The organism is Luteibacter aegosomaticola (genome assembly GCF_023078475.1).
In the GTDB taxonomy this organism is placed as follows: Bacteria; Pseudomonadota; Gammaproteobacteria; order Xanthomonadales; family Rhodanobacteraceae; genus Luteibacter; species Luteibacter aegosomaticola.
Genome location: NZ_CP095741.1, coordinates 1,464,165 through 1,485,736, shown reverse-complemented (window position 1 = coordinate 1,485,736; position 21,572 = coordinate 1,464,165). Strand labels below are relative to the sequence as shown.

Annotated in this window: 19 protein-coding genes; 12 read left to right on the top strand and 7 right to left on the bottom strand. The window is 62.3% G+C overall.

Translation table 11 applies throughout. From position 1 onward, the window contains the following. Window positions 1-60: 60 nt before the first annotated feature. Genes L2Y96_RS06635 through L2Y96_RS06605 form a run of 7 tightly spaced genes read left to right on the top strand, consistent with a single transcriptional unit; the run spans window position 61 to window position 8,412 of the window. Window positions 61-2,031: a tetratricopeptide repeat protein gene (locus tag L2Y96_RS06635; RefSeq protein WP_247334360.1), complete on the top strand. Its 1,971-nt coding sequence runs from the start codon at window positions 61-63 to the stop codon at window positions 2,029-2,031. Beyond that, a complete protein-coding gene (locus L2Y96_RS06630) occupies window positions 2,028-3,245 on the top strand; it encodes a DegT/DnrJ/EryC1/StrS family aminotransferase (protein WP_247334358.1) in 1,218 nt (405 codons plus the stop codon). Before L2Y96_RS06635 ends, L2Y96_RS06630 begins: the two co-directional genes overlap by 4 nt. Continuing rightward, the gene (locus tag L2Y96_RS06625; protein ID WP_247334356.1) at window positions 3,235-3,888 is read left to right on the top strand and encodes a NeuD/PglB/VioB family sugar acetyltransferase; all 654 of its coding nucleotides are present in this window, start codon (window positions 3,235-3,237) and stop codon (window positions 3,886-3,888) included. Before L2Y96_RS06630 ends, L2Y96_RS06625 begins: the two co-directional genes overlap by 11 nt. A gap of 20 nt (window positions 3,889-3,908) precedes the next feature. Next, complete coding sequence (locus L2Y96_RS06620) at window positions 3,909-5,381, top strand: lipopolysaccharide biosynthesis protein (RefSeq protein ID WP_247334354.1); 1,473 nt, start codon at window positions 3,909-3,911, stop codon at window positions 5,379-5,381. Continuing rightward, entirely contained in the window at window positions 5,368-6,507 is a 1,140-nt protein-coding gene (locus L2Y96_RS06615) for a glycosyltransferase family 4 protein (RefSeq protein WP_247334336.1), read from the top strand. Before L2Y96_RS06620 ends, L2Y96_RS06615 begins: the two co-directional genes overlap by 14 nt. Next, entirely contained in the window at window positions 6,500-7,405 is a 906-nt protein-coding gene (locus tag L2Y96_RS06610) for an NAD-dependent epimerase/dehydratase family protein (protein WP_247334312.1), read from the top strand. The genes L2Y96_RS06615 and L2Y96_RS06610 overlap by 8 nt, the downstream gene beginning before the upstream one ends. After that, a complete protein-coding gene (locus L2Y96_RS06605) occupies window positions 7,402-8,412 on the top strand; it encodes a glycosyltransferase family 2 protein (RefSeq protein WP_247334310.1) in 1,011 nt (336 codons plus the stop codon). Before L2Y96_RS06610 ends, L2Y96_RS06605 begins: the two co-directional genes overlap by 4 nt. Here the strand turns inward: L2Y96_RS06605 and L2Y96_RS06600 are convergent. The 3 genes from L2Y96_RS06600 to L2Y96_RS06590 all read right to left on the bottom strand — a co-directional run bounded on the left by L2Y96_RS06600 (window position 8,405) and on the right by L2Y96_RS06590 (window position 11,004). Next, window positions 8,405-9,028: a class I SAM-dependent methyltransferase gene (locus tag L2Y96_RS06600; protein WP_247334308.1), complete on the bottom strand. Its 624-nt coding sequence runs from the start codon at window positions 9,026-9,028 to the stop codon at window positions 8,405-8,407. The two genes, L2Y96_RS06605 and L2Y96_RS06600, sit on opposite strands and share 8 nt — an antisense overlap. Before the next feature lie 159 nt (window positions 9,029-9,187). Beyond that, entirely contained in the window at window positions 9,188-10,153 is a 966-nt protein-coding gene (locus L2Y96_RS06595) for a glycosyltransferase family 2 protein (protein WP_247334306.1), read from the bottom strand. Next, on the bottom strand, window positions 10,150-11,004 hold the full coding sequence (locus L2Y96_RS06590) for a glycosyltransferase family 2 protein (protein ID WP_247334304.1): 855 nt from the start codon (window positions 11,002-11,004) through the stop codon (window positions 10,150-10,152). The genes L2Y96_RS06595 and L2Y96_RS06590 overlap by 4 nt, the downstream gene beginning before the upstream one ends. A 149-nt stretch (window positions 11,005-11,153) precedes the next feature. Here L2Y96_RS06590 and pilB point away from each other — a divergent pair, with 149 nt between their 5' ends. From pilB to coaE, 4 genes are all read left to right on the top strand, one after another. Next, complete coding sequence (pilB, locus tag L2Y96_RS06585; protein ID WP_247334303.1) at window positions 11,154-12,881, top strand: type IV-A pilus assembly ATPase PilB; 1,728 nt, start codon at window positions 11,154-11,156, stop codon at window positions 12,879-12,881. A gap of 143 nt (window positions 12,882-13,024) precedes the next feature. Then, the gene (locus L2Y96_RS06580; protein WP_247334293.1) at window positions 13,025-14,290 is read left to right on the top strand and encodes a type II secretion system F family protein; all 1,266 of its coding nucleotides are present in this window, start codon (window positions 13,025-13,027) and stop codon (window positions 14,288-14,290) included. A gap of 79 nt (window positions 14,291-14,369) precedes the next feature. Then, window positions 14,370-15,239, top strand: a complete 870-nt coding sequence (locus L2Y96_RS06575; RefSeq protein ID WP_247334291.1) for a prepilin peptidase — start codon at window positions 14,370-14,372, stop codon at window positions 15,237-15,239. Continuing rightward, the gene (gene coaE, locus L2Y96_RS06570; protein ID WP_247334289.1) at window positions 15,236-15,838 is read left to right on the top strand and encodes a dephospho-CoA kinase; all 603 of its coding nucleotides are present in this window, start codon (window positions 15,236-15,238) and stop codon (window positions 15,836-15,838) included. The genes L2Y96_RS06575 and coaE overlap by 4 nt, the downstream gene beginning before the upstream one ends. Before the next feature lie 33 nt (window positions 15,839-15,871). Here the strand turns inward: coaE and L2Y96_RS06565 are convergent, their stop codons facing one another. Further along, a complete protein-coding gene (locus tag L2Y96_RS06565) occupies window positions 15,872-17,119 on the bottom strand; it encodes a putative bifunctional diguanylate cyclase/phosphodiesterase (RefSeq protein ID WP_247334287.1) in 1,248 nt (415 codons plus the stop codon). Next, window positions 17,116-18,363, bottom strand: coding sequence for an HD-GYP domain-containing protein (locus L2Y96_RS06560; RefSeq protein WP_247334285.1), 1,248 nt, complete (start codon window positions 18,361-18,363; stop codon window positions 17,116-17,118). Before L2Y96_RS06560 ends, L2Y96_RS06565 begins: the two co-directional genes overlap by 4 nt. A 140-nt stretch (window positions 18,364-18,503) precedes the next feature. Here L2Y96_RS06560 and msrA point away from each other — a divergent pair, with 140 nt between their 5' ends. Beyond that, window positions 18,504-19,178 (top strand): peptide-methionine (S)-S-oxide reductase MsrA, encoded by a 675-nt coding sequence (gene msrA / locus L2Y96_RS06555; RefSeq protein WP_247334283.1) that lies wholly within the window; start codon window positions 18,504-18,506, stop codon window positions 19,176-19,178. A gap of 124 nt (window positions 19,179-19,302) precedes the next feature. Here msrA and hutU read toward each other — a convergent pair whose 3' ends face one another. Together hutU and L2Y96_RS06545 are read right to left on the bottom strand one after the other, a co-directional pair. Continuing rightward, window positions 19,303-20,976: a urocanate hydratase gene (gene hutU / locus L2Y96_RS06550; RefSeq protein WP_247334273.1), complete on the bottom strand. Its 1,674-nt coding sequence runs from the start codon at window positions 20,974-20,976 to the stop codon at window positions 19,303-19,305. A 149-nt stretch (window positions 20,977-21,125) separates the two neighbouring features. After that, window positions 21,126-21,524 carry a hypothetical protein gene (locus L2Y96_RS06545; protein WP_247334271.1) on the bottom strand — a complete coding sequence of 133 codons (399 nt, stop codon included), beginning with the start codon at window positions 21,522-21,524 and terminating at the stop codon, window positions 21,126-21,128. Between the last annotated feature and the right edge of the window lie 48 nt (window positions 21,525-21,572).

Sequence of the window (21,572 nt, the reverse complement as noted above, 5' to 3'; positions counted from 1 at the left end):
CATGCCATTACGCCCGCACGCCAGTACTGATCGCTGACACCAAGGCCCCAAGGTTTCTTCATGTCATTTCTTGCCACGCTCGACCGCCGCCTCCCCTCGTGGCTTTGCCTGCTCCTAACCTTGGTGGTCGCTGGTGCCGTGTACCTGCCAGGCGTGCAGGGGCCGTACGTTTTCGACGACTACCCGAACATCGTCGATAACGATGGCGTTCACCCCGGGGATTGGTCGCCACCGTCATTGATTACGGCCGCGCTATCTTCGCCATCAAGCGAGTTCAAGCGGCCGCTCGCATCGCTGAGTTTCGCTGTGAACTACCTGCTAGGCGGCGCCAATCCTGCGGGCATGAAAGCGACCAACATAGGAATTCACCTCCTCAATGGCGTCGCTCTTTTCTTCTTGATGCGCTTGTTGTTCGCCGGCGCGGTGCGCCCCCCCACGCGCACTGATTCACGAAATGCAGTGATCGTCACCCTAGCCTGGCTGATCCTGCCGATAAACCTGACCGCAGTCCTGTACATCGTTCAGCGCATGGAGAGCATGGCCAACTTGTGCGTGCTGCTGGGGCTCCTCGGTTACGTTGCTGGCCGCCGCTCGATGATTGCGAACCGCCGCGGTTTCACCGCCGCTGTGGCCAGCATCCTTTTTGCTACCGCCATCGGCGTACTCGCCAAGGAGACCGCGATACTCACCCCTCTCTATGCAGGACTGGTAGAGTGGATCGTATTCCGCGGACAGGGGGCCGCGAATTCCGTGGACGCCGCGCGGACGCGCCGCGTCATCATTGGGTTATATATCGTTATTCTGGCGCTGCCACTCGTCGCCGGCCTCTTGTTCATCGGGCCATCGCTGCTCGCCCAGAGCACCTGGGCCCCCCGAAACTTTACGATGACCGAGCGCCTCCTGAGCGAGTGCCGTATCGTCGCCGACTATATCGAATGGACGTTGCTACCCACGCCGACGAGCCTTTCGTTCTACCACGACGACTTCACCATCTCGCGAGGCTGGCTGGCACCGTGGACGACATTCGCCAGCGCACTTTTCCTCGCAGGTTTATTGACTCTCGCGCTGTGGCAGCGCCGCCGCCGGCCTTTGGTATCGCTTGGTATCTGCGTGTTCTTCGCATGCCATCTGCTGACCGCGACGATCATCCCACTTGAACTAATCTATGAGCACCGCAACTACCCAGCCAGCATGGGCCTGGCACTGGCGTTCGTCGCATACTTGCGCGGCACTTCACAGGATACTGCGCGTCCGCCAGTAGCAGCACCGGTCGCGATACTGGTGATCACCATCGCACTCGCTTACTGGACCGGGCTAACTGCCTACACTGCATGGCGATGGCGTGATCCAGCAAGCCTCAACATCGAACTGGCAAATCGCGCGCCAGAGTCCCCGCGCGCGCAGTATGAACTCGGTCGCACCATGGTGATCCTGTCACACTATGATGCTTCGTCGCCCTATGCAGCCCTCGTAGATCCGCCGCTCAAGCGTGCCGCCGCGCTACCTGGGGCATCCATCCTTCCAGAGCAGGCCCTGATCTTCTTCGAAGCGCGCATGCATCGTCCTATCGACGACACGCTCTGGACCTCAATGACGCAGAAGCTGCGCACGCATCCAGTCGGCATCGAGGATGAAAGTGCCCTGATCTCTCTGACCACCTGTAAGCTCCAGGGCCTGTGCGACCTGCCCAACGATCGTATGGTCACGGCATATCTTGCTGCGCTGAGCCATCCCAACCCGCGTGCGCGCTTGCTTGCCGCTTACGCTGATCTCGCATGGCATAGCCTGGGAGACCGGGAACTGGCCTTTAAGATGCTACAGAACGCCGTTAGCGCTGAGCCTTCGGAACCGGCATATCGCCTCACCCTGGCGCGTCGCGCCCTCTCTTTAGGGCGGCCGGATGAGGCCAGGCGCCAACTGGCCGGCCTACAGCGCCTGGACATTGGAGGCCGCCTTGCCGAGGACATCCGTTCGCTTCACCATGCGATCGATGCTACCCCAGCCCGACCGTCAACGAGTGCCACGCCATGAACACCTCCCAGCCGATTCCGGAACATGCCGAATCCAGCTCAATAAAAGTCGCGCAACGGCGGGCCGACCTGGCCGTGGAGGGGGCCCCACCGGCGTTCGACACAGCCCTGCACGTGGGAGGGCCGAACGTCGGCGATCGCGACCTGTTCATGCGCCACGTAGGCGAGATGTTCGACCGCCGCTGGTTCAGCAACAACGGTCCACTGGTTCAGGAATTTGAGCAGCGCCTTTGTAAAGAGCTAGGCGTTCGGCATTGCGTTGCCATGTGCAATGGCACAATCGCGCTCGAGATCGCTATACGCGCGCTCGGCATGGAAGGTGAAGTCATCGTTCCGTCGTACACGTTCGTTGCTACGGCACACGCTCTGCATTGGCAGGGCATCACACCTGTTTTCGCGGACATCGATCCGCATACCCACGCTTTAGATCCCGATGCTGTGCGGCGCATGATTACGCCGCGCACCAGCGGCATTATTGGCGTGCACCTATGGGGCCGCCCCGCACCTGCAAACGAGCTTCAAGCCGTTGCGGATGAACACGGCCTGCATCTCATGTTTGACGCTGCGCACGCGTTCGCCTGCACTTATCAGGGGAAGAAGATCGGCTCGCTTGGGCGCTGCGAAGTATTCAGCTTCCACGCAACGAAGTTCTTCAACACATTCGAGGGCGGGGCCGTTACCACGAACGATGACGAACTTGCCGAAGCGATGCGGTTGATGCGCAACTTCGGCTTCGCCGGCTACGACAACGTTGTTCACCCAGGAACAAACGGGAAAATGGTGGAAATCTGTGCTGCCATGGGACTGGCGAATCTGGATGCCGTTCATGACATTGTGAACGTGAACCGCCGAAACCATGAACTCTACACCTCTCATCTCCGAGGGGTAGCGGGTGTGTCCATTCTCCCGATGGCAGAAGGCGAGGAAAGCAATTACCAGTATGTCGTCCTGCAGGTTGGCGAAGACGCTACCACCACGCGCGACCAACTGGTCGAAATACTCCAAGCCGAGAACATTCTCGCGCGCAAGTACTTCTGGCCAGGTTGTCATCGCATGAAACCCTATCGCGATCTTTTCCCAAATGCCGCATTGATGCTTCCGGAAACCACACGGATTGCCGAGCGCGTCATCGTTCTTCCTACAGGCACGCATGTTAGCGAAAAGGCTGTTGCCAGCATCTGCTCAATTATTCGCGTGGCCGTAAATGGTCACTGAGACTCGCCGTCAAGAGCGCCTCGCCATCGTTGGCACGGGGGGGCATGCCCGGGAAATCGCCTGGCTAGCCGAATCATGTGGCTACGCACGCGATGCACTCGTCTTCCTTGTTGATGAGACTTACTTCACTCATCGCCGCATCAACGGCATTCTTGTCGAAACCTTTGAAAGTGGCGCCTGTGACGGATTTCCGTGCGTGGTCGCCATTGGCGATCCGACGGCGCGCGCTGCTGTCCGTGCGCGCTGCACTGCGCGTGATATGCGCATCGCGTCCCTTGTTGCCCCAGACACGATCTTGCACGATACCGTCCACCTTGCCCCAGGCGTCGTCATCGCGCCAGGGGCTGTCATTACCGTGAACGTCTCGCTTGGTGAAGATGTGCACGTGAACGTATGCGCATCGATTTCCCACGATGTGAGCATAGGTCGCTTCAGCACACTTTCACCCGGAGCACGCATCGCCGGTCACGTACACATTGGCGAGTCCGTCTTCATTGGCGCAAACGCCACCATAATCAACGGTACACCGGATAAGCCGCTCCTGATCGGCGATCGCGCGATCATCGCCGCGGGCGCGTGCGTGATCGGCCCTGTTGCACAGGGCGAGACGGTTGTGGGCGTTCCCGCTCGCTCACGCGGTTAGCGTTTTCGGATGTCGAACCCATGATGTCAACCGAAGGATTCAGAATACAGCGCGCAGCCCGCTGGAGCGGTGCGGAGATTGGGCTGCGCTATGTCTTCCAGCTTAGCGTAATGATCGGCCTTGCCCGCCTCGTCGATCCGTCGGCATTTGGCGCCATCGCCATGGTCACCGTATTCACAGCGCTGGGCACTGTGTTCGTCGATTCGGGCACGGGCATGGCCCTCGTGCAGAAGCAGCACACCACAATCGAAGAAGAAACGTCGACATTCTTCCTGAATCTCACAATCTCCCTTGTAATGTGCGCGCTGCTCATCGCTTGCTCACCAGAGATCGCGCGATTCTATGGACGTCCCGAACTGCAGCCATTCTGCATCGCAATGGCGTTCATATTTCCACTAAATGGCCTTGCTGTTGTCCCGGACGCCATTCTCACGCAACAGCTCCGATTCGACCTTCGCACGCGGGTCGAGGTGGTCAGCTCGATCATCTCTGGCTTGGCGGCGCTGATTGCGGCAATGGCTCACCTGAGCGCATGGGCGCTCGTATGGCAAGCACTCACCTCTATCGGTTCACGCGCCGCCCTGCTGTATGTGGTGTCGGGCTGGCGGCCTCGAGGGCGACCGTCGGCCGTTGCCATCCGGGCAGTGACTTCGTTTGGTGGGTACATGCTATTGGCCGGCTTGATTGATACGGCCTATACGCGTGTACAGGCGCTCTTGATTGGCCGGCGCTTCTCAGCCGGGGACGTTGGCCAGTACTCGCTGGCGCAGAACACACAGCAGGCGCCCACCTCATTTGTTGCCGCGTTACTTAATCGTCTCGGCCTTCCGCTGCTTTCGTCAATACGGCATGACCTGTCGGGCGCGCGTGCCCTGCTTGATGCGGGCATGAAGCTCGGTCTGTTCGCATTCATGCCTGCCATGGGAGCGCTTGCAGTGCTGGCCGAGCCTACGGTCGCTGTGGTTTACGGCCCGCGGTGGAGCCAGGCAGGCGCCGTATTGTCGGTCCTCGCATTGGGGTCAATGCCCTGGCCCGCTCATGTACTAAACCTGGTCGCCATGAATTCACAAGGACGGCCACGCCTTGTCCTCCACGTTGAGATCGCAAAGAAGGCGATAGCGGTAGCGCTGTTGGTGTTGGCGGCCCCTTACGGCCTTATCGCTATAGCATGGTCGACTGTAGCCGCCAGTACCGTGTCGTTCTTTCTGAACGCATGGTTTGTCGGCCGCCTGATGCAGTACGGAATCGTGCCGCAGGCTCGTGCCATTCTGTGGTCCTTGCTTCCGACCGGAGCTGCCGCGACGCTCGCGTGGTGGTGTGAGGGCCACCTGCCGTCGGGACTGACCTCGGTGATCGCCGCCTGGCTTGCCGCCGCTGGCGGCGCTCTCGTCGTCGCCGCCTTGATCAAGCACCCTGCGCTAACCTCTGTGCGTCGCCTCATGCCGTCGCTTAGGCGCACGCAACATGCAAGTAATGACCATGTCGAATCCTGAACTCGCCCCACTGCGCGTCCTGCTAACCAGCACCTCCTACCCCTCCAGCGAGGGCGACTGGCGCGGTGTATTTATGCGCCACCTGGTCTCGGCGCTGGCGCGACGGAACGACGTCGCCTTGTCGATCTGGGCGCCACCAGGCCCACTGCCGGCAGAAATTACGTCCATTGCCACGGCCGGGGAAACGGCCATGCTCACTCAGCTCATGACTGAGGGAGGAGTCTCGCATTTACTGCGAAATCACCGCGTGCGTGGGGCATTGGCGGCATTACGTCTGCTTGCAGCGCTACGGCGGGCTTATCGCGCCGGCTCTCCTGAGGTTTACCACGTGAACTGGCTGCAGTGCCTCTTGCCACTGCCTACTAATGGCGTTCCGCTATTGGTGACGGTGCTCGGCAATGACATGAGGCTGTTGCGGATACCCGGCATGGTCAAAATCGTGCGCCGCGCAATGCGTGGGCGCCGCGTCACTATCAGTCCGAACTCCGAATGGATGCAACCTCATCTGCAAACGTTGTTCGGTGACATAGCGGCTGTACATCCCGTGCCATTCGGTATTGAGCCTCACTGGTATGCCTTGGCACGGAAGCCTTCCAGCAATGCGTCATGGCTTCTCGTTACGCGACTCACCAAGCGCAAGCTAGGCCCCATCTTTACCTGGGGACATTCCTTATTCGGACCGGGAACCGGACGAGTGCTGCATGTACTTGGCCCCATGCAAGAGCCAATCGATCTTCCAGAATGGATCCAGTATCACGGGCCGGCCACACCGACGGATCTTCGCGAGCACTGGTTTCCGATGGCAACAGGCTTGCTATCCCTAAGCGAACACGATGAAGGAAGGCCACAGGTCATGCTCGAAGCAATGGCCTCCGGACTACCGGTCGTGGCGTCGAGACTTAGCGCGCACGTCGATCTGATTCGCGATGGGATCGATGGCATGATCGTGGATACGCCAGACGCTTTCGCTCATGCGATTATTCGCACTGAAGACCCCGCCCTGAACTCTGCACTCAGCGCCGCGGCGCGCGAGAGGATGCGAGAACTTTTTGGTACATGGGACGATTGCGCAGCTCGATATGCATCACATTATCGCCGGATGATCGAGGAGCAGACGGGTGACTGAGTGCATCGCTGTAGTCGGTGCCAACGGCTTCATAGGTTCACGCCTGCTTGCGGCCTTCCACGCCGCTGGGCACCGAACGCACGCGCTAAGCCGTCGGCCACCAGAAATTGCCACTGAGTGGACCTCGATGGGAGACATTACCCCAGGTCCGGAACTGGCAACTGCACTCGAAAGCGCAACGTGTGTTGTATGGGCTGCTGGTGCAAGCACCCCGGCCTCGAGCGCGCTCCGCCCAGGCAGTGAGCTGGAACTTAACCTGCTACCGATCATACGGTTCCTCGAACAGGCACCGATGAAGCATCCGCTGCGCGTCGTGTACTTCTCCACCGGCGGGGCCATCTATGGCGATGTAAGTGGCTTGGCCAGCGAGTCAACAGTGCTTGAGCCCAAGTCCTACTACAGTGCAGGCAAGGCGGCAGCGGAATCATTCCTTTCCGCATGGTCCCACCTTGGTCAGCACGAGGTGACAATTTTACGACCATCCAACGTATACGGCCCCGGCCAGGCGTATCGCCCAGGATTCGGTATTGTCCCCACGGCATTCCACGCCATTCGCACGTCGGAACCGGTTTCCGTGCGAGGGGATGGCGAGGCGGTCCGCGACTATCTCTACATCGATGACCTGGCGGACCTTTGCCTACGCGTCCTTGCAAAGCCAGCGCAACCCGGGTGCCGTACCTTCAATGCATCCAGTGCCGTGGGCACTTCGCTTAACAGCCTTCTAAGCATCATTACCGAAACGACGGGAAGCATCGTGCCACGTACATGGCAACCCGCCACGCCCTTCGACGTGAGACGCATCGTGCCAGATAACGCTGCAGCCCGCGCAGCATTCGGCTGGCAGCCACGGATTCATTTGCACGAGGGTATCCTTCGGGCCTGGAGAGAGTTCCAGTGACGCCTCCTGCAATCATGTGCAGTGTGTGCATTGCCAATTACAACGGCGAGCATCTGCTCGACGCCTGTCTCGAATCCATCTTTTCGCAGGATACTGATGGGACCGTTGAGATCATCGTTCACGACGATGCGTCCACGGATGCATCGCTAGCCGTCCTGGCGCGCTATCCATCCGTAATAGTGATAAGAAGTCTTTCTAACGTGGGTTTCTGTGAGTCAAACAACCGCATGGTCGCGGCAAGTCACGGACGTTATGTGCTACTGCTCAATAACGATGCTGCGCTGATGCCCGGCGCCCTTGCCGCCCTGGAAGTCGCCGCAAACACATCCGACGGGCAAATCCTCACGCTCCCACAGTTCGATTGGGAAACCAACTCGCTCGTTGATATGGGCTGCCTGCTGGACCCATTCATGAACCCTGTTCCCGTCACACGGAATGCGGGTGAAGTCGCCATGGTGATCGGTGCATGCCTTTGGATTCCCCGAAAGGTCTGGGATGAGATCGGCGGATTCCCGCGCTGGATCGAATCCATTGCCGAAGACATGTATCTATGCTGTGCCGCGAGATACCTCGGGTATGTAGTTCGCTGCATCGACTCGACTGGCTACCGACACATGCAGGGGAAGAGCTTTGGCGGCAATCGCGCCAGTGACGCTGGGCTGGTTACCACCTACCGCCGACGAGCTCTTAGTGAACGCAATAAGACGGCCCTCCTTCTTATCTTCACCCCGTCGGCATGGCTGCCCCCCGTACTAGCATTGCATGTGGCTACCTTACTTTTCGAAAGCGCAATCTTGAGCATTGCACGCGCGAGCTTTAGACCGCTACGTGAAATCTATTGGCCCGCACTACGTTCAACCTGGCGGCGAAGGGAGTTATTGTTGAAAGAGCGCGAGCAAATTCAACGCCGCCGCATCATTGGTACCCGATCTTACTATCGCGTATTCACCTGGCTTCCACGAAAAGTGATGATGCTCGCCAAACACGGCATGCCGTCGATTAACTGACCTTTTCGAACAGAAAGAACGGCTCATCGCGATTTACCCCCACGCGCCATGGGTCGACGCCGGGCAATGCCTCATCATGGCGCAGAACTCGTGAGTTCATGCCTGAGAGTCTGGCAAGGTCCTCGGCAATATCAGCACCAAATAGGCGCACATGGTCCTCCTGGCCGTACATGACGAGGCGGGCTTCGTCAGTACGAATCCCGTCATCCTCGAAACGCTGCGTAAGGCTTGCACTGAACGGAGTTTGCAGAATCGCGACGCCACCAGGCGCGAGCACACGCGCCACCTCCCGCATTGCTGCAGGCAAGTCGTCGACATGCTCGAGGACGTGATTTGCGATTACGACGTCGAAGCTGGCGTCAGGAAAAGTCATTGCTGTCATGTCCACCGCTTCAATCTCGGATGAAGCGGGCGCAATGTCGGCACGCACGTAACGCCCAGGCTCGTGAGCGGTAATGCATCGAACGAGCGGGCGCTCGGGGGCAAAGTGGAGTATGCGCGCGCCGCGAAAACGCTCCGGGAACCCTATGGTTTCCAGATACAGGAAAAGATGTCGCATTCGATCAGATGCCCCACAGCGTGGGCATTCGAAATGATCGAGATCACTTCCCGTCATGCGCAGTACTCGCATAGCATCCGAAAGAGATCGCGAACCATTACGGTAGGGCAGAAACCCTCCCACACCATGCCCACACGCCGCGCAGCGGCGGCGACGCGGCATCAGATACGCGAGCACCCCCGCCTTCATTAGTCTACCGGCGCGCATAGAACCAGCCTATCGAAAATAGAGAACGCGCGGCGACGCGCGAAGAAGTCTGATCGACATAATCTGAACGAATTGGCGATAGCTTTCACCGCACACATTCAGGATGGTTTTCCGTAGCATGGTCAGCGAACCGACCTGCGCAGCCGCACACAACCTGGCCCACCAAGCGCGCACCAAGGCCGGATTGCGCGAACGCGTTGCGCGGAAAATTATCCGTCGCATCATATCGGCACAAGCAGCCACACGCACACCTGACGCCACATCCGGAATTGCCGAAAGCAATGCTTCGTAGTAGCGCTCCCGCACGGCATCGTTAGCTGTAGCGAGCATGGAACCCGTTGATCCACACCGATATCCGACGAAGGCCTTATCCGTGTAGACCAGCGGCCCGAGAAGCGCGAGACCAAGGTGAATCCGATAGTCAATAAACGGGGTAGGAAGCTCGAGCACAGTAGCCCGATGCGCCACACGATACACAAGCGAGCTATGGTTTAGAAAGTTACCACGGAGCAGCAGCGCCGCTAAATCGTATGTGCCAGATTTTGCATTTGTGAAGACGCCTACCGGGTGCCGGGTGTCATCGAACACGAAGGCGTTGGTGAAACACGCCGGGCTTTCGGGGTGATTTTCGAGCAGCATCAGCTGTTCGCGCAATTTGCCCGGCAACCAGAAGTCATCGCCATCCAGATGAGCAACGAAATCGCCCCCGGCCTGGCCAACCACGAAACGCAGGTTACCAATCGCGCCCAGGCGCTCCTGATGCACACTATGTTCAATCCGCCCCGGCCATTGAGCTGCGATCGCCGCGACGATCTCGGTCGTGCCGTCCGTCGAGCTGTCGTCCCCCACCACGATGCGTACGTTTGCGTCTACATCTTGCGAGAGAATACTTAACAAGCAATCCGCAATATAGCGCGCATGGTTATAGGTGACGACGCAAACGGTGACGTTCGGTCGGCCGGGCATGCTCATCATTCATCGCGCCGATAAGTGAGTGCGGTGATCTGCTCGGAAACCAGCCCGATGAGGAACACAATGACAGCTGCACTCCACATCAAGGCGCTTCCATTGGTCAATCGCCCCTCAGCGAAGAACGTACGTGCGTAGTTCGCACAGCCCAGGAAGAAAAACGCTGCACTCGCGGGGAAGAATAACTTCAAGGGCGAATAGAGCGTAGCGATCTTGAAGATGATCAGCAGGAATCGCACACCATCTTTCAACGGCTTGATGTGACTCCTACCAACCCTTTGCGCCGCCTTGATCGGCTCGTATGCCACGCCATAAGCGCTGCGAAAGAACGCCATCGTGCTGGTCGTCGGATAGGAGAACCCGTTCGGAAGCAGATGTAAAAACTCTCGGAACCGAGACGCGCGCGCTATCCGGAATCCAGATGTGAGATCGGCAACCACCTGCCCTGTCATCTTGCTGGCCAGCCAGTTGTAGACCGTATTCGCCACGCCGCGCCCCATCCCCGCCTGACTTTCCCAGTCGCGCGCACCCACGACCATGTCAAATCCTTGATCGAGGCGAGCAAGCAGGCGAGAAATATCCGCCGGATCATGCTGCCCATCCCCATCCATGAACACCAGGATCTCACCACTGGCTGCGCGGGCCCCGCGCTTGATCGCGGCCCCGTTGCCCATGGAATACGGCGAGGAAAGGCAAATCACCCCGGCAGCCGCGCAAACGGCCCGGGTGTCATCGGTGGAACCGTCATCCACCACGATGATCTCGGCACCCGGCTGGGCGGCGGTCAGGCGTGGCAGGAGGTCTTTAAGGGCGGCCGCCTCGTTCTTGGCGGGCAGGATAATGCTGATACGACTCAAGGTTTGTCCCCGTTGGCCGCTGCATCATAAGGCATGGGCCATGGCGCGGGGAGCGAACACGTGCACGATGCGCAGTTTTCACGATTCCGACGTGACCAAGGCCACATTCTGGAGTAGATTCAGGGCCATACTCGGGGATCGGATCGACCATGGCGACACAAATGCACCAGCCTACGCTTGCGGGCCTGACTGGCATGGCCAGGCGCCTCGTCACGGAAGGCGTCCTTGGTGAGGCCGATGTCCGCAAGGCCGTCCAGGACGCCGCCGATAAGCGAACCTCGCTGTCCGCATGGCTGGTGGACCACCACCTGGTCGACAGCGCCAAGCTCTCCCAGGTGGCCTCGGCCGAGTTCGGCATGCCGCTTATGGATATCGGCAACATGGTCCCCGGCAACATGCCGCTGGACCTGGTCACCGAAGCCCTGATCACGAAGCACCAGGCCCTGCCCCTGTTCAAGCGCGGCAAGCGCCTGTTCGTGGGCATCGCCGACCCGATGCAGTCGCACGCGCTGGACGAGATCAAGTTCCACTCCAACCACATGGTGGAGCCGGTGCTGGTCGAACGTGGCCAGTTGCGCCGGATCATCGATAGCGCCCTGTCGGCCGCCAATGCCGGCGTCCCGGCCTTCGACGACTCCGCCCTCGACGAACTGGCGCTCGACGCCGGCCCGGATGACGGCGACGGCACCACCGGCATCGACGCCAATGCGAACGATGACGCTCCGATCGTCAAGTTCGTGAACAAGATCCTGGTGGATGCCATCAAGCGCGGCGCCTCGGATATCCACTTCGAGCCGTTTGAAACGGTTTACCGGGTCCGCCTGCGCATGGACGGCATCCTGCGAATCGTGGCCTCGGCCCCGATCAAACTGGGCACCCGTATCGCCTCGCGCCTGAAGGTCATGAGCGGCCTGGACATCGCCGAACGCCGTGTCCCGCAGGACGGCCGTATCAAGCTCAACCTCACCAAGACCCGCGCCATCGACTTCCGCGTCAGCACCCTGCCCACCCTGTTCGGTGAAAAGATCGTGCTCCGCGTGCTCGATGGCTCCTCGGCCAAGCTGGGCATCGACAAGCTCGGCTACGAGGAGGTCCAGAAGAACCTCTACCTCGACGCCATCGAGAAGCCGTACGGCATGGTGCTGGTCACCGGTCCCACCGGTTCGGGTAAGACGGTGTCGTTGTACACGGCGCTGAACATCCTCAACACCGAGGGCAGAAACATCTCCACGGTGGAAGACCCGGTCGAAATCCGCGTCGAAGGCATCAACCAGGTCCAGCAGAACGTGAAGCGCGGCATGACCTTCGCCGCCGCCCTGCGCTCCTTCCTGCGCCAGGATCCGGACGTGATCATGGTCGGCGAAATCCGCGACCTCGAGACCGCCGAAATCGCCGTGAAGGCCGCCCAGACCGGCCACATGGTGCTCTCCACCCTGCATACCAACGATGCGCCGCAAACCATTGCGCGCCTGATGAATATGGGCATCGCGCCCTACAACATCATTTCGTCGGTCACCCTGATCATCGCCCAGCGCCTGGCCCGCCGCCTGCACGACTGCAAGCGCGAGATCCACCTGCCCCCCGCGGCCCTGCTGGCCGAGGGGTACACCCAGGAGGAGATCGACGCCGGTATCACGATTTACGAGGCGGTAGGTTGCGATGGCTGCAACGAGGGCTACAAGGGGCGCGTCGGCCTCTACCAGGTCATGCCCATGCTGGAGCCGATCCAGAAGATCGTCCTGGAGGGTGGCAACGCCATGCAGATCGCCGAGGTGTCACGGAAAGCCGGTATCAACGACCTGCGAGCCTCGGCCCTGCTGAAGGTCAGGAACGGCGTGACCAGCCTGGCCGAAATCAACCGCGTCACCAAGGACTGACGCCTCCTGTCGGCCTTCGGCGCAGCGATCTTGTGCGCCAGACGGCAGAAAGGCGTAAACCAAAGCTTCACACTAGAATAAGAGACAGGGGGAGCCAGCCGAGGCTGGTCCCTTAGAAAATTACCCGGGGGGAACACCGCGTCATGGCTATCGCCACCGCTACGAAAAACGCGCGCGCCGCTGGTGCTGCGCGTGCCGCAGTCAATCAGCTGACGACGTACGACTGGACCGCTCTCGACAAGCGCGGCAAGCGCATGAAGGGCGAGATGCAGGCGAAGAACGCCTCGCTCGTAAAGGCAGAACTGCGCCGTCAGGGCATGAACCCGCAGCAGGTGCGTGAGCGCGCCAAGCCGCTGTTTGGCTCGAGCGGCAAGTCCGTCAAGCCTCGCGATGTCGCCATCTTCAGCCGCCAGATCGCCACCATGATGGCCTCGGGCGTACCGATGGTGCAGGCCTTCGACATCATCGCGAACGGCCAGAAGAACCCCAAATTCAAGGACATGCTGGTCAATGTGAAGACCAGCATCGAAGGCGGCGCCGCGCTCCACGAAGCTCTGGGCCAGTACCCCGTGGAGTTCGATGAGCTGTACCGCAACCTGGTCCATGCGGGCGAATCGGCCGGTGTGCTCGATACCGTGCTCGATACCGTCGCGACCTATAAGGAGCGCATGGAGAGCATCAAGGCCAAGATCAAGAAGGCCTTGTTCTATCCGATCATGGTTCTCGTGGTCGCCCTGCTTGTCTCAATGATCTTGCTGCTCTTCGTGGTCCCGGTGTTCCAGCAGACCTTCGCGGAAGCCAAGGCCGAGCTCCCGGCGCCCACGCAGTTCGTCGTGGCGGCATCGAAGTTCATGCAGTCGTACTGGTGGGTGGTCGTCGGCTCCATCGTCGGCTCGGTGGTCGCGCTGATCTACTTCAAGAAACGCTCGCAAAAGTTCGCCCACTTCCTCGATCGCTTCTCGCTGAAAATCCCGGTCATCGGCGACCTGCTGCACAAGTCGGCCATCGCCCGCTTCGCGCGTACCCTCGGCGTTACGTTCCACGCCGGTGTGCCGCTGGTGGAAGCACTGGATGCCGTGTCGGGTGCCACTGGTAGCGTAGTGTACGGCGAGGCGGTGAAGCAGATGCGCGACGATATCTCCGTCGGTCACCAGCTCCAGCTGTCCATGCGCCAGGTGAACCTGTTCCCGAACATGGTGGTGCAGATGACCGCCATCGGCGAAGAATCCGGCTCGCTCGACCACATGCTGTTCAAGGTCGCTGAGTTCTACGAGGAAGAGGTGAACACCGCCGTGGACACGCTGAGCAGCCTGCTCGAGCCGTTCATCATGGTGATCCTTGGCGTCCTCGTCGGCGGCATGGTCATCTCGCTGTACCTGCCGATCTTCAAGCTGGCCGGCACGGTCTAAGCACCCTGCCGCCCCGCAAGGCACAATAAGAACCCTTCGCCCCTGGCGAAGGGTTTTTTCTTGGGACCACGGACTCTCCATGCCTGATTTGCCCCTCGCCCTCTGGGTCGCCTTTGCGGCCGCCCTCGGCCTCCTCGTCGGCAGCTTCCTCAACGTCGTGATCCTGCGCGTACCGGCACGCATGCAGGCCGACTGGCGCCGCCAGGCGCGCGAAGTGCTCGAACTGCCCGAGGTGGATGAGCCGCGTCCGCCGGGCGTGGTCGTGGAAGGTTCGCATTGCCCTAAGTGCAAGCATCCGCTCGCGGCCCACGACAACATCCCGGTCATCGGCTGGCTGCTCCTCAAGGGGCGCTGCCGTTACTGTCGGGAACCGATTTCGAAGCAGTACCCGCTGGTGGAGTTCCTCTCCGGTGTGGCCAGCGCGGCGGTGGTCTGGCACTTCGGCCCCACGCCCGGCGCGCTTGCAGGGCTGGTGTTCACCTGGTTCCTCATCGCACTCTCCGGCATCGACGCGCGCACGCAACTGCTGCCCGATGAACTGAACTATCCGCTGCTGTGGATCGGCCTGGGCCTCACCCTGATCCCGGGCTGGCAGCCGCTGCCTGTCACACCCTCCTCCGCCATCCTGGCTGCGCTGATCGGCTACCTGAGCCTGTGGAGTGTCTACCAGGCGTTCCGCCTGCTCACCGGCAAGGAAGGCATGGGCCATGGCGATTTCAAACTGCTGGCCGCGCTGGGTGCCTGGATGGGCCCGATCGCACTGCTCCCGATCATCATGCTTTCCTCGCTGATCGGTGCGCTCGTGGGCGGTTCGCTGATGCTGTTCTTCAAGCACCAACGTGACGTGCCCATCCCGTTCGGTCCCTACATCGCCGCGGCGGGCTGGGTGTGGTTCCTGTGGGGCGACGGCATCCTCGGCGCCTACCTGCACCTGACCGGGCTGCGATGAGCCGCTTCGTCGTCGCGCTGACCGGAGGCGTCGCCGCGGGCAAGAGCGCGGTGGAGCGCTGTTTCGAGGCGCTGGGCGTGCACGCGTATGACGCCGATGTGGCGGCACGCGCCGTGGTCGAGCCCGGTTCCGAAGCGCTGGTTGAGGTCGCCCGTGTGTTCGGTGCCGATGCGCTGGATGCAGAAGGCCGGCTCGATCGCGCGACGATGCGCCAGCGGGTGTTCGCGGATCCGTCGGCGCGCACGACGCTGGAAGGCATCCTGCACCCGCGCATTCGTAGCTGGCTGCGCGATGCCGCCGCCGCGGATACCGGGCCCTATTGCATCCTTTCCATTCCGCTGCTGGTCGAGAACCAGGCGCACTATGCGTGGGTAAACCGGATCCTGGTGGTGGATGCGCCGGAAGACGTGCGCATCGCGCGGCTGATCCAGCGCGACCGTATCGACGAAGCACTCGCGCGGAAGATGATCGCCGTGCAGGCCACGCGCGAGGCGCGGCTGGCCATCGCGAATGATGTCATCGAGAACCATGGGGACCAGGCCGAACTGGCGGCCGCGGTCGATCTGCTGCACGCGCGGTACCTCGAACTCAGCCGCTAGGCCGGACCGCGCGCAAGCGCGCTCCGGGCAACCTCAAGGCTGGGCGGCCAGCCGCTCGGCCACGAAGGTCTCGGCCAGCGTCGGGTGGCCGATGTGGTAGCCCTGGACCATGTCGCAGTTCATGTTGTCGAGCAGGCGCATGGTTTCCGCGTTTTCCACGCCCTCGGCCACGGCGTCGAGGCCCAGGCGGTGGGCCACCTCGATCATGGCGCGCACCACCTGCTCCGTGCGGGCATCGGTGAGCATGGCATCGACAAAGCTCCGGTCGATCTTCAGCTCGGTCGCAGGGAAGTGCCGCAGGTAGGCAAACGACGCGTAGCCCGTGCCGAAATCATCGATGGCCACGCGCACGCCACAGTCGCGCAGGCGGCGCAGGACGCGCACGCTCATGTCCAGGTCGGTGAGCAACGCCGTCTCGGTGATCTCGACGATCACCGAATCCGCCGGCACGGCCCATATATCCAGAGCGCCAAGCAGCTGTTCGGCAAAGCCCTGTTCCGCAAACACACGCGGTGAAAGATTGATCGCCACGTCCAGCGGCGCGCCGCCCCGATGCAAGGCAGCGGCGTGGCGTAGCGAGGCGTTGAGGCTCCAGCGCGTGAGCGGAACGATGAGGTCGCTGCGCTCGGCGAACGGGACGAAATCCGAGGGTGGCACGACGCCGTAGGCCGCCGTGGTCCAGCGCGCCAGCGATTCCACGCTGACGATCTTGCCGCTGCGCAGGTCGAAGAGCGGCTGGAACATCACATCGAGCTTATTGGCCGCGATGTCGTCGCGCAGTTCCCCGTAAAGGATTTCCACCGGCGTCGAATCCGGCTGGTAGATCGAGAACGGCTCACCAATGCGCAAGGCTTCATCGTGGGCCAGCTCCGCACGGCGGAAGAGCAATTCCGCGTCGGTGCCATGGTCAGGACACAGCGCCACGCCAACGACCACGCGGCCGTGCCAGTTGCGATCGCCATGCATCAACGGCGTATCGTCGAACGCGCCTACGAGGCGTGTCGCGGCAAGCAGCGCGTGGGTGTGGTTGCGGATGGTGGGCAACACCACGACGAAGCTATCGTCACCCGCGAGGTAGACGGTATCGACATGGCGCAGCACCGCCACGATCCGCTCGCGCGCGGCAAGCATGATCGCGTCACCGAATTCATAACCGTGGCGCAATTGCGACTCGCGCATGCCACGCAGGCGGACCACCAGCAATGCACACAAACCCGGCTCCTGCCGGGCCCGGTCGAGGCGGCCCTGGAGGGCCGGCAGCAGGTGGGCGCGTTCGCTCATGCGAGGAAGAACTCCGCGGGATCGATACCGTACGAACCGGCCGGGAGCGTGCGCTGGATTTCGCGGTGGACACCCTCAGCCTGGCGCATCAGGTCGACGATGCGGAAGTCATCGAGCTGGGCTTTATCCGCGCCGGCCAGGATGGCCACACGTGGTTGCAGGCGCCGCGACTGGTTCTGGACCATCACGACGGCGACCTCGCCGGTGTTCAGCTCCACCAGCGACCCGGTGGGATACACCCCCATGCAGGCCTGGAACTGTTCGACCAGCTCACCCTGGTACTCACGATCTCTACCCTGATAGAGCTGGCGCAGCGCGAGGTGCTGGGACACCGCGGGCCGGTAGGGACGTGGGGTGCACATGGCGTGGTACGTATCGATGATGGCGGCCATGCGGCCCGCCAGCGGAATCTCGGTACCTGCCAGGCCTCCTGGGTAACCCGTGCCATCGAAGCGCTCGTGGTGGGTCAGCACCATGTCGCGCACTTCCTGGTCGTTCACCCCGGCAGCATCGAGGATCGCGCCGCCCTCTTCCACGTGGTGACGGGCGATGTCCCATTCCATGTCGTTAAGCGGCCCCTGGCGCTCCAGGAGCTCCTTCGGCAACTGGGCCTTGCCCACGTCCATCAACAGGCCACCGGCGGCCAGGCTGACGATCGCGTCGCCGTTGAAGCCCATGTGCCTGCCGAAGGTCGCGGCGAGGGTGCTGCAACCCACGGCGTGGCGGAAGGTATAGCTATCGTGGCGGCGCAGGCTCTCCACCCAGAAAAAGGCATCGCCGCTGCGAAGCACGCTGGCCACCATGGGCCGCACGGCGGCGTCGAGCGATTGCGGATCGATGGCCTTGCCGGCGTGGATATCGGCGACCAGCTGCTCAGCGAATGCGGAGACGGTGTCGAAAGCTTCACGAGCCCGCGGCATCTCGTCGTCGAACGAGGCGGTATCGGTATAGGCGTGTTGCGTGACGAGGCGCGTATTCAGGGCAGCGCGGACGGGCTGCGGTTTGACCGCGGCGGGCCGGGCGACCGAGGCCGGGGCGAGCCGTGAAACCGCTACCTGGCGCTGCGTATCCACGAAGACATACTTGCAGAACTTCGCGAGGGTCTCGATATCCTCACGGCAGGTAATCGGAACGCCCTGCAACGGGAACGGGGTATCCGACCACTCACAATCCAGACGACTGACGAACATGCCGATCTCAAGATCGGACACGAACACTCGCCGCTCCACCAGGTCGTACGCCACCTTCCCGTGCCTCCTTCTCGCTGGGAATCCCCACGCCGTTCGGTATGTATCGGCCAGGGGGCGTCGTACTGTAGGGGCTGTGGCGTAATAAAACCACGCCGCCCCCGGTCTATTGGCTTGTCCCCTGACGGAGAACCGCCATGCGCCGCCCGCTCCTGCTCCCGCTTATGCTCGCCGCCCTGACCGCCTGTTCTGCGGCCGCCGCCCGTGACGAGGGCCTCAAGCTCCCTGCGCCCGCCATGGATGCAGCCCGCGCGCCGGGCGAGGCCACCGCCGTGTTCGCCGGGGGCTGCTTCTGGGGTGTCGAAGGCGTGTTCCAGCACGTCAAGGGCGTGAAGGCCGTGCGCACCGGGTACACGGGCGGCGATGCGGCCCATGCCAACTATGACGACGTGAGCGATGGCGATACCGGCCATGCGGAATCCGTGCGCGTGGTCTACGACCCCGCCCAGGTGAGTTACGGCCAGCTGCTACAGGTGTTTTTCTCGGTCGCGATGGATCCGACGACGCTGAACCGCCAGGGACCCGACATGGGGACGCAGTATCGGTCTGCGGTGTTTTACGCCACGCCCGAGCAGGAGAAGCTCGCAAAAGCTTACGTGGCCCAGTTGAGCGCAGCGCACGCGTTCACCAGCCCGATCGTGACCCAGGTGGTGCCGCTGAAGGGTTTCTGGCTCGCCGAGGATGAGCACCAGGACTACATGCGTCTGAACCCGGACACCATGTACATCGCCATCAACGACCGGCCGAAGGTACTGGCGCTGCAACGCATCTACCCGGAGATGTACACCGCAGGCTGGGCCAACGGCCGCTAAAACCCGTAGGAGCCCACCCTGTGGGCGACGCCGTTCGCGGAAGAGCCCGGGACCCTGTGGCGACATGGCGAAAGATGTCGCCCACAGGGTGGGCTCCTACGGGGAGCGGTTGCGCGGTGGGTGGTCAGCCGATCATCGGCAGGTCGAGACCTTGCTCTTTCGCGCAGGCAATGGCGTCTTCGTATCCGGCGTCGGCATGGCGCATCACGCCGGTACCAGGGTCGTTCCACAGCACGCGGGCGATGCGCTTGTCGGCTTCTTCGCTACCGTCGCACACGATGACGACACCACTGTGCTGGCTGTAACCCATGCCCACGCCACCGCCGTGGTGCAGGCTGACCCAGGTGGCGCCGCCTGCCACGTTGAGCATGGCGTTGAGCAGCGGCCAATCGCTGACGGCATCGCTGCCATCACGCATGGCCTCGGTTTCGCGGTTGGGGCTGGCCACCGAACCGGAATCCAGGTGGTCGCGGCCAATCACCACCGGCGCTTTCAGCTCGCCGTTGCGGACCATCTCGTTGAACGCCAGGCCCAGCTTGTGGCGCAGGCCAAGGCCCACCCAGCAGATACGCGCCGGCAGGCCCTGGAAGCTGATGCGCTCGCGAGCCATGTCGAGCCAGCGATGCAGGTGCGGATCATCGGCGATGATTTCCTTCACCTTCGCGTCGGTCTTGTAGATGTCCTCGGGGTCGCCCGAGAGCGCCACCCAGCGGAACGGGCCCACGCCACGACAGAACAGCGGGCGGACGAACGCGGGGACGAAACCGGGGAACGCGAAGGCGTTGGCCAGGCCCTCGTCCTTGGCCATCTGGCGAATGTTGTTGCCGTAGTCGAACGTGGGCACGCCCTGTTCGTGGAAGGCAAGCATGGCCGCGACGTGCTCGCGCATGGAGGCCTTGGCGGCCCTCGCCGTGCCAGCGGGGTCGCTCTTGCGGCACTCGAACCACTCATCCACCGTCCAGCCCGCCGGCAGGTAGCCGTTCACCGGATCGTGGGCGCTGGTCTGGTCGGTGACGGCATCCGGGCGGACACCACGGCGGACCAGTTCCGGCAGCACGTCGGCGGCGTTGCCTAGCAGGGCGACGGAGACCGCACGGCCTTCCTTCGTGTAACGGGCGATGCGCGCCAGCGCGTCGTCGAGGTCGGCCGCCTGTTCGTCGACGTAGCGGGTCTTCAGGCGGAAATCGATGCGGCTCTGCTGGCATTCGATGGTGAGCGAACTGGCGCCTGCCAGGCTCGCTGCCAGCGGCTGCGCGCCGCCCATGCCGCCAAGGCCTGCGGTGAGGATCCAGCGGCCCGCCAGCGAGCCACCGTAATGCTGGCGGCCCATCTCGACGAAGGTTTCGTAGGTGCCCTGCACGATGCCCTGCGAGCCGATATAGATCCAGGAGCCGGCCGTCATCTGGCCGTACATCATCAGGCCCTTGCGATCGAGCTCGTTGAAGTGCTCCCAGTTCGCCCACGCCGGTACCAGGTTCGAGTTAGCGATGAGCACGCGCGGTGCGTCCGGGTGCGAGGGAAAGATGCCGACGGGCTTGCCGGACTGCACGAGCAAGGTCTGGTCATCGCGCAATTCACGCAGGCTACGCAGGATCGCGTCGAAGCACTCCCAGTTGCGGGCAGCGCGGCCAATGCCGCCATACACCACCAGCTCGGCCGGGTTCTCGGCCACTTCGGGATCGAGGTTGTTCTGCAGCATGCGGAACGGCGCTTCCGTCAGCCAGCTCTTGCAGGAGAGTTCGGTACCGCGCGGCGCGCGGACGGTGCGGGTGGTGTCGATGCGCGTGGCGGCGGTCATCGGGGGCTCCGTAGGGGTGTGGAAACGAATCCCCGATTATGGGCCCGCGCCCCGACGCGAGCCATGTGCGACGCAGCATGAAGTGCCTGTAGGAGCGTGCTTGCGCGCAATGGGGGCTTGCGGCACCGCAATCGCTTGCAAGCGCGCTCCTACAAGGGGCGGCTGGCGGCGTTGGCGGGCTGGGTGGCCTGCTTGTCCTGATACTGGCGGACAGCGTTGTCCTGGCGCGCACAGTACTGCTGCTGTTGCTGCTGGTCGGCGTTATCCAGCTGGTTGCGCAGGTTGGGGTCGGTGGCCGCGTTGCGCTGCTGGTTCAGGTTGTTCTGGCGCAGCTGCTCCTGCACGGCATGCTGGTTCTGCCGGTTGATGAGTTGCTGCTGATCGGCCTGGCGCTGCCACTGCTGGGCCGGGCTGGCGACGGGCGTGTAAACATGTGGCCGCGGCGCCGGCTTGGGGGCGGGGGCGGGCTTGGTCGTGGCTTGCGCGAAGGCAGCGAGCGGCAGCGCCGCGAGCACGGCCAGCATGAACTTGCGTGATGCGTTGGTCATCTGACTCGTCCATCATGGAAAGATTGTCTTTAGAACCGAGCCTATTCC

Coding starts and splice junctions, on each gene's coding strand:
- L2Y96_RS06595 (WP_247334306.1), bottom strand. CDS start 10,153: ATGATGAGCATGCCCGGCCGACCGAACGTCACCGTTTGCGTCGTCACC.
- L2Y96_RS06600 (WP_247334308.1), bottom strand. CDS start 9,028: ATGACGGGAAGTGATCTCGATCATTTCGAATGCCCACGCTGTGGGGCA.
- L2Y96_RS06565 (WP_247334287.1), bottom strand. CDS start 17,119: ATGAGCGAACGCGCCCACCTGCTGCCGGCCCTCCAGGGCCGCCTCGAC.
- L2Y96_RS06575 (WP_247334291.1), top strand. CDS start 14,370: ATGCCTGATTTGCCCCTCGCCCTCTGGGTCGCCTTTGCGGCCGCCCTC.
- L2Y96_RS06630 (WP_247334358.1), top strand. CDS start 2,028: ATGAACACCTCCCAGCCGATTCCGGAACATGCCGAATCCAGCTCAATA.
- L2Y96_RS06545 (WP_247334271.1), bottom strand. CDS start 21,524: ATGACCAACGCATCACGCAAGTTCATGCTGGCCGTGCTCGCGGCGCTG.
- hutU (WP_247334273.1), bottom strand. CDS start 20,976: ATGACCGCCGCCACGCGCATCGACACCACCCGCACCGTCCGCGCGCCG.
- L2Y96_RS06620 (WP_247334354.1), top strand. CDS start 3,909: ATGATGTCAACCGAAGGATTCAGAATACAGCGCGCAGCCCGCTGGAGC.
- L2Y96_RS06635 (WP_247334360.1), top strand. CDS start 61: ATGTCATTTCTTGCCACGCTCGACCGCCGCCTCCCCTCGTGGCTTTGC.
- L2Y96_RS06615 (WP_247334336.1), top strand. CDS start 5,368: ATGTCGAATCCTGAACTCGCCCCACTGCGCGTCCTGCTAACCAGCACC.
- L2Y96_RS06625 (WP_247334356.1), top strand. CDS start 3,235: ATGGTCACTGAGACTCGCCGTCAAGAGCGCCTCGCCATCGTTGGCACG.
- coaE (WP_247334289.1), top strand. CDS start 15,236: ATGAGCCGCTTCGTCGTCGCGCTGACCGGAGGCGTCGCCGCGGGCAAG.
- L2Y96_RS06580 (WP_247334293.1), top strand. CDS start 13,025: ATGGCTATCGCCACCGCTACGAAAAACGCGCGCGCCGCTGGTGCTGCG.
- pilB (WP_247334303.1), top strand. CDS start 11,154: ATGGCGACACAAATGCACCAGCCTACGCTTGCGGGCCTGACTGGCATG.
- msrA (WP_247334283.1), top strand. CDS start 18,504: ATGCGCCGCCCGCTCCTGCTCCCGCTTATGCTCGCCGCCCTGACCGCC.